This window comes from Streptomyces natalensis ATCC 27448 (assembly GCF_000935125.1).
Lineage (GTDB): Bacteria > Actinomycetota > Actinomycetes > Streptomycetales > Streptomycetaceae > Streptomyces > Streptomyces natalensis.
The window spans coordinates 294,093-301,057 of sequence record NZ_JRKI01000045.1; the positions used below are offsets into that span (position 1 = coordinate 294,093).

At 72.2% G+C, this 6,965-nt stretch carries 7 protein-coding genes; 6 read left to right on the top strand and 1 reads right to left on the bottom strand.

Going from position 1 to position 6,965, the window contains the following annotated elements:
- Positions 1 to 60 precede the first annotated feature (60 nt).
- The 5 genes from SNA_RS29840 (at position 61) to SNA_RS29860 (ending at position 4,642) form a co-directional block, all read left to right on the top strand.
- On the top strand, positions 61 to 1,335 hold the full coding sequence (locus tag SNA_RS29840; protein WP_030073148.1) for a VWA domain-containing protein: 1,275 nt from the start codon (positions 61 to 63) through the stop codon (positions 1,333 to 1,335).
- Positions 1,335 to 2,318 carry a hypothetical protein gene (locus SNA_RS29845; RefSeq protein WP_241779898.1) on the top strand — a complete coding sequence of 328 codons (984 nt, stop codon included), beginning with the start codon at positions 1,335 to 1,337 and terminating at the stop codon, positions 2,316 to 2,318. The genes SNA_RS29840 and SNA_RS29845 overlap by 1 nt, the downstream gene beginning before the upstream one ends.
- 310 nt (positions 2,319 to 2,628) lie before the next feature.
- Positions 2,629 to 3,516: a universal stress protein gene (locus SNA_RS29850; protein WP_338059835.1), complete on the top strand. Its 888-nt coding sequence runs from the start codon at positions 2,629 to 2,631 to the stop codon at positions 3,514 to 3,516.
- Positions 3,517 to 3,570: 54 nt separating this feature from the next.
- Complete coding sequence (locus SNA_RS29855; protein WP_030073155.1) at positions 3,571 to 3,870, top strand: DUF1876 domain-containing protein; 300 nt, start codon at positions 3,571 to 3,573, stop codon at positions 3,868 to 3,870.
- 190 nt (positions 3,871 to 4,060) lie between these two features.
- Complete coding sequence (locus SNA_RS29860) at positions 4,061 to 4,642, top strand: Rv1733c family protein (protein ID WP_044367654.1); 582 nt, start codon at positions 4,061 to 4,063, stop codon at positions 4,640 to 4,642.
- Between the two features lie 131 nt (positions 4,643 to 4,773).
- Here SNA_RS29860 and SNA_RS29865 read toward each other — a convergent pair whose 3' ends face one another.
- Positions 4,774 to 5,655 carry a LysR family transcriptional regulator gene (locus SNA_RS29865; protein ID WP_044367656.1) on the bottom strand — a complete coding sequence of 294 codons (882 nt, stop codon included), beginning with the start codon at positions 5,653 to 5,655 and terminating at the stop codon, positions 4,774 to 4,776.
- 286 nt (positions 5,656 to 5,941) lie between these two features.
- Here SNA_RS29865 and SNA_RS29870 point away from each other — a divergent pair, with 286 nt between their 5' ends.
- Positions 5,942 to 6,832, top strand: a complete 891-nt coding sequence (locus SNA_RS29870) for a DMT family transporter (protein WP_044367658.1) — start codon at positions 5,942 to 5,944, stop codon at positions 6,830 to 6,832.
- The last annotated feature ends 133 nt before the right edge of the window (positions 6,833 to 6,965 follow it).

Here is a 6,965-nt window from a genome sequence, read left to right on the forward strand (position 1 = left end):
AAAAAACTTTCACAAACGGGCAGTTTTGGCGCCAGGGCGAATCCTCACTACGATCCGGCGATGATCATAAGAAAACGGCTGGCGGCCGGGGTGTGCGGGCTGCTCACCACCCTGGCCGTCGGGCTCCTGCCGGCACAAGCCGTCGCGGACGAACCCGACGCAAAGCCCACCCCCAAGGTCGAATTGGTGCTCGACGTCAGCGGCTCCATGCGGGCCCGCGACATCGACGGACAGTCGCGGATGTCCGCGGCGAAGCAGGCGTTCAACGAGGTGCTGGACGCCGTACCGCACGAGGTGCAGCTCGGGATCCGTACGCTCGGCGCCAACTATCCCGGTGACGACCGCAAGACCGGCTGCAAGGACACCAAGGCGCTCTACCCGGTCGGCCCGCTCGACCGGACCGACGCCAAGACGGCGGTGGCGACGCTCGCCCCTACCGGCTGGACGCCGATCGGCCCGGCCCTGCTGGGTGCGGCCGATGACCTCAAGGGCAGCAACGGGGCCCGCCGGATCGTGCTGATCACGGACGGCGAGGACACCTGCGCCCCGCTCGACCCCTGCGTGGTGGCGCGCGATATCGCGGCGCGGGGCATCCATCTCACCGTCGACACGCTCGGCCTGCTGCCGGACGCCAAAACCCGTAACCAGCTCAGCTGCATCGCCGAGGCCACCGGCGGCACGTACACCTCGGTGAAGCACACCGGTGAACTGCGCGACCGCGTCCATCAGTTGGTGGACAGAGCCGCCCATCCGGTCGTCACCCCGGTGGCAACCAAGGGAGCACAGCAGTGTGACGGTGCACCCAAGCTCACGCCCGGTCTCTACAGCGACCGGGAGAAGTTCGCCGAGCACCGCTGGTACCGGGTGGATGTCCGGCCCGGACAGGAACTTCGGGCGTCGGTGAGCGTGGCCGCGGACCGTGCCGTCAACAACGACTACGGGGTGCTGTTGCAGGCCTCGACGGTCCACGGCCGGGAAATCGTGCGGGGGTCGGAGGCCGGCAGCGGGCGGACCGATGTGATCTCCTCCGGGCTGCGCTATCCCAAGCCGCCGGCCGATGCCCCCGACGGGGCCGACGAGCCCGCGGCGGAGACGGTGTGCCTACAGGTCAGCAACTCCTTCTCGGCGCCGCCCTCGGTCAAGACCGAGCCGGGCCTGCCCGTCGAGCTGACCGTGGACGTCGTGGACGCACCGCACGACGCCGCCGACGCGGCCTCCTTCGGCCTGGGGCGCGGCTGGTGGCTGCTGGGCGCACTGGTGCTGACCGGCCTGGTCGCCGGGCTGCTGTGGGGCTGGATCTCGCGCTGGCGCATTTCCGTCTGGAGGACCAACTGATGCGTATCGTGCGTGTGCTGACGGGACGTGGACCGGTGCGGGGTGGACAGGGCCGGGCCGCACCTGGGGGGCGTGGACTGGCGCTGCGTGCCGTGACGTCGTGTGTGGTGGCGGGTACCGCGCTGTTCGGTGCGGCGGGTGTGTCCGCCGCCGAAAGCCCCTCGCCCAGCGCCTCTACGGATGCCGGCGCGGACCCGAGTACGGATTCCGGCGCGAGTCCGGGTTCCGAGGGGCCCACGGAGGCCGGGACGTCGTTCCGTACGGCGACCGCCGTCAAACCGGGGCAGCGGGCGACGGCCAGCGCGTCGACCGGTGACTACCTCTACTGGGTGGTGCCGCTCGACCAGGGGCAGCGGGCCACCGTGAAGGCCAAGGTGTCGCTGCCCAAGGCCACCCGGCACGGGGCCGCCACCTGGCAGCTCGATGTCTACGACGGGCTGCGGCGCCGACAGACCTGCCGGTACGGGGCGCAGACCAGGACGGCAGCGCGGGACGCGGACTCCGTCGAGCTGTCCTGCACGCTGCGCACGGTCCGCGGCTGGGCGGAGCCGTGGGCGAACGACCCGCTGCCGGGCAGTTATTACGTGCGCCTGACGGTGGTAAATCTTCCGCAAGAGGATCTCGGTCTGCCCGTGCACGCCGAGGTGCGGGCCGATACCGCCGATGCGGGCGGTGCGCAGGCCGTTGACGGTTCGCTCGCCGCACCGCTCGTGCCCGGCGCGGGCACCACGACGCCGCAGGGCGACGCGACGCCCACGGACGAGGCGACGCCCACCGACGAGGCGACGCCGCAGGACGAGGCGAGCGCAGCACCGGACCGGGTGACGGCGGCCGCGCCGGACGACGGCTGGTCCTCCGGCTGGTGGTCCGACCGCTGGATCTGGACCGCGGTCGGCGGGCTGCTCGCGGCCCTGGCCGGGATCGGCGGCTACTCCCTGACCCGCGGCTCGGGCCGCCCCGCGCGGGTGCCGCAGCGCGACTGATCCCGGCGCACGCTGTCGTGCCGTGCCCCTACGAACGTGATCGCGTCCTTGCCTCGCGGTGACATTCGTAGGGGCTTTTCCCCGTCCACATGTGGAGCGGATCGATGACTTTCCGCATCTCTCCGTGATCGCTGAGTGACCTACCGTCGAACCCATGAAAAGGGACGCGGGAAACCCGCAGCAGACACAGCAGACACCGCCGACACAGCAGACACCGCCGGCAGATACGACCGCGCTCGCGCCTCGCCGCCGTGAGCAGCGGGGCGGGGAGCAGTGGCCCGGCCCGCGGGGGCGGAGCAAGGTAGAGGGTGTGGAACGGAGCGAGGCCATGAAGGACGTCATCACTGTCGGCCTGGACGGTACGCCCGAGTCGTTGTCCGCCGTGCGGTGGGCGGCGCAGGAGGCGCGCCTGCGCAATGCCCGGCTGCGGCTGCTGCACTCCTGGGTGATGCTGGCGCCGGAGCCGTCAGCGCACCCCGTCGATGAACGGGACCAGAACTACTGGCCGCACCGGATCATGAACGAGGCGCGGGAGGCCGTACAGGCGCAGGAACCGGACCTGCCGCTGGAGGAGGCCATGGTGACCAAGGACCCCTTGGAGGCTCTGAAGGAGGCCGCCGGGGAGTCGGATCTGATGGTCCTGGGGTCGCGGGATCTCGGTCCCGTATCGCGCTATGCGCTGGGCGAGGTCGGGCTGGAGATAGTCGCGCACACCGAGACCCCGGTCGTCCTGATACGGAACCGGCAGGAGTTGGCGGCAACCGAGAGCAACCGGGATGTGGTGGTCGGGCTGAGCTTGCACGAGCCCTGTGAGGCGCTGCTCGCCTTTGCCTTCCACAGTGCTGCGCGCCGCCGTGTCACGCTGCGCGTCGTACATGGCCGGCATCTTCCGGCGCATGCGTACAACCGCGGTGGCGGGGTGGAGCCGTACGTCGCGGAGATGACGGCCAAGGACGCGCAGCGGGAGCTGGCCGAGGCACTGCGGCCCTGGCGGGAGAGGTTCCCCGAGGTGCGGGTGGCGGAGCGGGTGGAGCTGGAGAGTCCTGCGTCGGCGCTGCTGCGCGATGCCGTCGAGGCGGGGCTGCTGATCGTCGGCCGGCGGCACAAGCGTCGGATGCTGGCGGCGCGGATCGGACATGTGGTGCAGGCGGCCGTGCATCACGCGCCCTGTCCGGTGGCGGTGGTGCCGCACGAGTGACGGGATGGCGGGGGGCGTCTTGTCGACCGGGCGGAGGAGGAAGCGGAGGCAGACATGGCGACGACAGCGGAGTGGGACATTCATCTGTACCTCTCCGAGGAGGACGGGACGACCAAGGCACGGGTGGAGCTGGACACCGGCACCATCGCACTCACCGGGCACGGCATCGCCCGCTGCAATCCCCAGGACGTCGACGTACCGGCCATCGGGGACGAGCTGGCGGCCGGGCGCGCGATGCATGACCTGGGCTCGAAGCTGATCCGCGTGGCCGACCACGACATGGCGGACGCGGGCGCAGCGCCGCCGGAGCCGGGACCGCGGCAGGTCTACGGCTGGATGAACGAGATGGCGTGATGAGGCGGCGTGCGGAATGCGGCGGGAGTGGGCGCGGTGGCAGGGAGTGGGCGCGATGGCAGGGGGCCGGGGGTAGCGGCGGTGCGGTGCGGGCGGCGCCCGTCGCCACCCCTGTAGGGCCGTTCGGCCCCTCGGCCCGGCCTCCCTGACATGCGACGGTCGGTACACGGGCGGAAGGCGGTGGTGTGTGATGCCGCTCGGGAGGTTCCTGGCGCGGTTCCGGCGCGGCCCGCTGTGGCGCGGCTGTGATGTGGCACAGGCGTGGCTGGTGCTGATCACGGCGCTGCTGATAGCGGTCGCGGCACCGGCCGCCGGGGTGACTGCGGCGCAGGCGGTGGCCGGTGCCGCCGCCCGGCAGAGTCATGACCGCCACGGTGTCGCGGCCGTGGTGACCGAGGATCCCCCGGTCCGCATCGGGGCGGATCCCACGGGCGGCGTCGGCGGCCGGGTGCATGCCACGGTGCGCTGGACCTCTGCCGATGGCGCGTCCCGTACGGGAGTGACCACGGTGCCCTCGGACCTGCGGGCCGGCGACCGGACCACGGCCTGGCTCGACGGACGCGGTGTGTTGCTGCGGAACCCGGTCACCGACGGCGAGGCCCGCATCCAGAGCATCGCGGTCGGCACGGTGGCGTCGGGCGGCACCTGTCTGCTGCTGCTTGCCGGGGAACGGGGCGGCAGGGCGCTGATCGACCGCCGCCGCTATGCGCTGTGGGAACGGGAGTGGGCGGCCGGCGATACGCAGTGGGGGCGCCGCGAGGCGGGCTGGTGACGGGACTTCCGCCTGTGGCTCCCTGGGTAGCCGGGCAGTGAACGCTTGGCCGGGCCGGTGACGCCGCAGTCGACTGGTGACGTCATGGCCGGCTGGTCAAGTCGCGGTCGGCCAGACCCATTTGGGCCTGCTCACGCTGTGAGCGCTGCGACGCAGGCCCGTACGGGTGGGCTCTCGCCGCGGGTGAGCCAGGCGGCGCGGATGTCACGGCGTAGGGGTGGGTGGGCGAGGAGGAAGCGTACGGCGGGCGGAGCGGCGTCGCGGGACATGGCGGGGATGAGGGCGGCGGCGAGACTGCGGGCCACCAGGGCGAGCTGGGTGGGGTGTTCGGCCACGGCGTAGCGGATGTCGGGTTCAACGCCGCGGGCGCGCAGGGCCTGGACGAGGGCTTCGTAGGGCTCGGTGCCTGGCGGGCAGCAGGCCCAGACCGTGTCCGCCAGCTCGGCGAGGTCGACGGTGTCGCGGTCGGCGAGGGGATGGCGTTCGGACACGGCGACGTAGACCTCTTCGCTCACCAGTTGACGCTGCGTGACGCCCTCGGGGACGGGCAGCGGGCGGTTGGCCCAGCTCTCGATGAGCAGGAGGTCGAGTTCGCCGTTCAGCAGCAGGGGCAGCAGGTCGATGGCCTCGCCGTCGACGACGGTGGGGGTGAGCCGGGGGTGTGCGGCGACGAGGGTGGCCAGCGCCTCGGGCAGCAGGGTGCGTACGGCGCTGCCCACGCCGCCGATACGGAGCGGGCCGAGCACCTCGTCGCCGAGATCGGCCAGATCCGCCTGGGCCGCGGCGAGTTGTGCGAGGAGGCGGTCGGCGTGGCCGGCCAGGATGCGGCCGGCGTGGGTGAGACGGACGCTGCGGCCGTGCGGCTCCAGGAGCGGGTGCCCGGCCTCGCGCTCCAGTTTGGCCAGTTGCTGCGAGACGCCGGACGGCGTCATATGCATGCTCCGGGCGGCTCGTGCGATGGAGCCGTGGGCGGCTACCGCCGCGAGGGCGCGGAGCCGGTCGAGAGTGAACACGTGAGGAATGCTACCGAGTACTGGCGATGAATCGTCGCTTTTTGTTCTGGGTTCGGGGCGGCACAGTGGGGTCATGGCGTGGGAGAAGTCGGGGGAGAAGTGGGAGGAGACCTTGTCGGCCGGGGAGTTGTCGGCCGTACGCGGGCCGCGGGAGGGTGGGAGCAGCCGCCCAGCGGGCGGCGGACCGCAGGACGGTGGACAACGGGGCGACGGGCAACGGGGCGACGGACAACGGGGCGACGGACAACGGGGCGGTGGACAACGGGGCGGCAGGCGCGGGAATCCGGTGGTTTCGGCCATCGCGGGGTCCGCCTGTATCTCGGCATCGGCCGTGTTCGTGAAGCTGTCCGGCACGAACGCGGGGACGGCCGCGTTTCTGCGGTGTGCACTCGCCTTGTTCGTGCTCGTGCCGCTCGCCTGGCGGGAGGTGCGCCGGGTCGGCGCGCGGCCGGCGCGCCGACTGCTGATGGATGGCTGCGCCGGGGTGCTGTTGGGCGTGGACATGGTGTTCTGGGCGGCCGCCGTCCTCAATGTGGGCGCGTCGGTCGCGACGGTTCTGCTGAATGTGCAGGTGGTCGTCTTCCCCTTGCTGGCCTGGCTGGTGTCGGGGACGAGGCCGTCCCGGCGGTTTGTGTTCATGGCCCCGTTGATGCTGGCCGGTGTCGCGCTGGCGAGCGGGGCGATCGGGCGGCCGGAGCCGGGCAGCCATCCGGTGGCCGGGGTGACGTTCGGAACGGCGGCGGGCGTGGCATATGCGGGCTATCTGTTCCTGATGCGGCTCGGTGGCGGGCGGGGGCACACGGTGACTCCGGTGTGCGTGTCGACCGCGGCAGCGGCGGGCGCGGCCGCGGTGATGGGCGGGCTGTGGACCGGCGTCGACCTCAGCCCCGGCTGGCCCGCCTGGGGCTGGCTGATCGCGCTCGCCCTTGTGGGGCAGGTGCTGGCCTGGTTGTTGATCACCGGCGCGCTGCCGAGGCTGGCGCCGAACGTGGGCGCGGCGCTGTTGTTGCTTCAGCCGGTGATGGCGTTCGCCCTCGGCGTCGCCATCGGTGAGCGCCCGACTCCCCTCCAGGCGGGCGGTTGTGTGCTGGTGGTCGCGGCCGTTTGGCACAGCAGCAGGACGAGGCGGGGAGGGAGAGGCAGGAGGGGAGGGAGGGGTTCGGCCGGGGGCGGGTAGGGGACGGGGCTCAGCGGTGATGCGGGGGCCCGGGGAGCCACGGGGAGCCACGGGGAGCCACGGGGCGGGAAGAGCCGAGGGGCCGAGGGGGATCCGCTCAGGACGGCCATCGTCGGCTTCGGGCCCCACCCGC

What these genes read in the sequence shown, in the direction of transcription:
- SNA_RS29860 (WP_044367654.1), top strand. Translation starts at nt 4,061, where the DNA reads ATGCCGCTCGGGAGGTTCCTGGCGCGGTTCCGGCGCGGCCCGCTGTGG.
- SNA_RS29845 (WP_241779898.1), top strand. Translation starts at nt 1,335, where the DNA reads ATGCGTATCGTGCGTGTGCTGACGGGACGTGGACCGGTGCGGGGTGGA.
- SNA_RS29855 (WP_030073155.1), top strand. Translation starts at nt 3,571, where the DNA reads ATGGCGACGACAGCGGAGTGGGACATTCATCTGTACCTCTCCGAGGAG.
- SNA_RS29840 (WP_030073148.1), top strand. Translation starts at nt 61, where the DNA reads ATGATCATAAGAAAACGGCTGGCGGCCGGGGTGTGCGGGCTGCTCACC.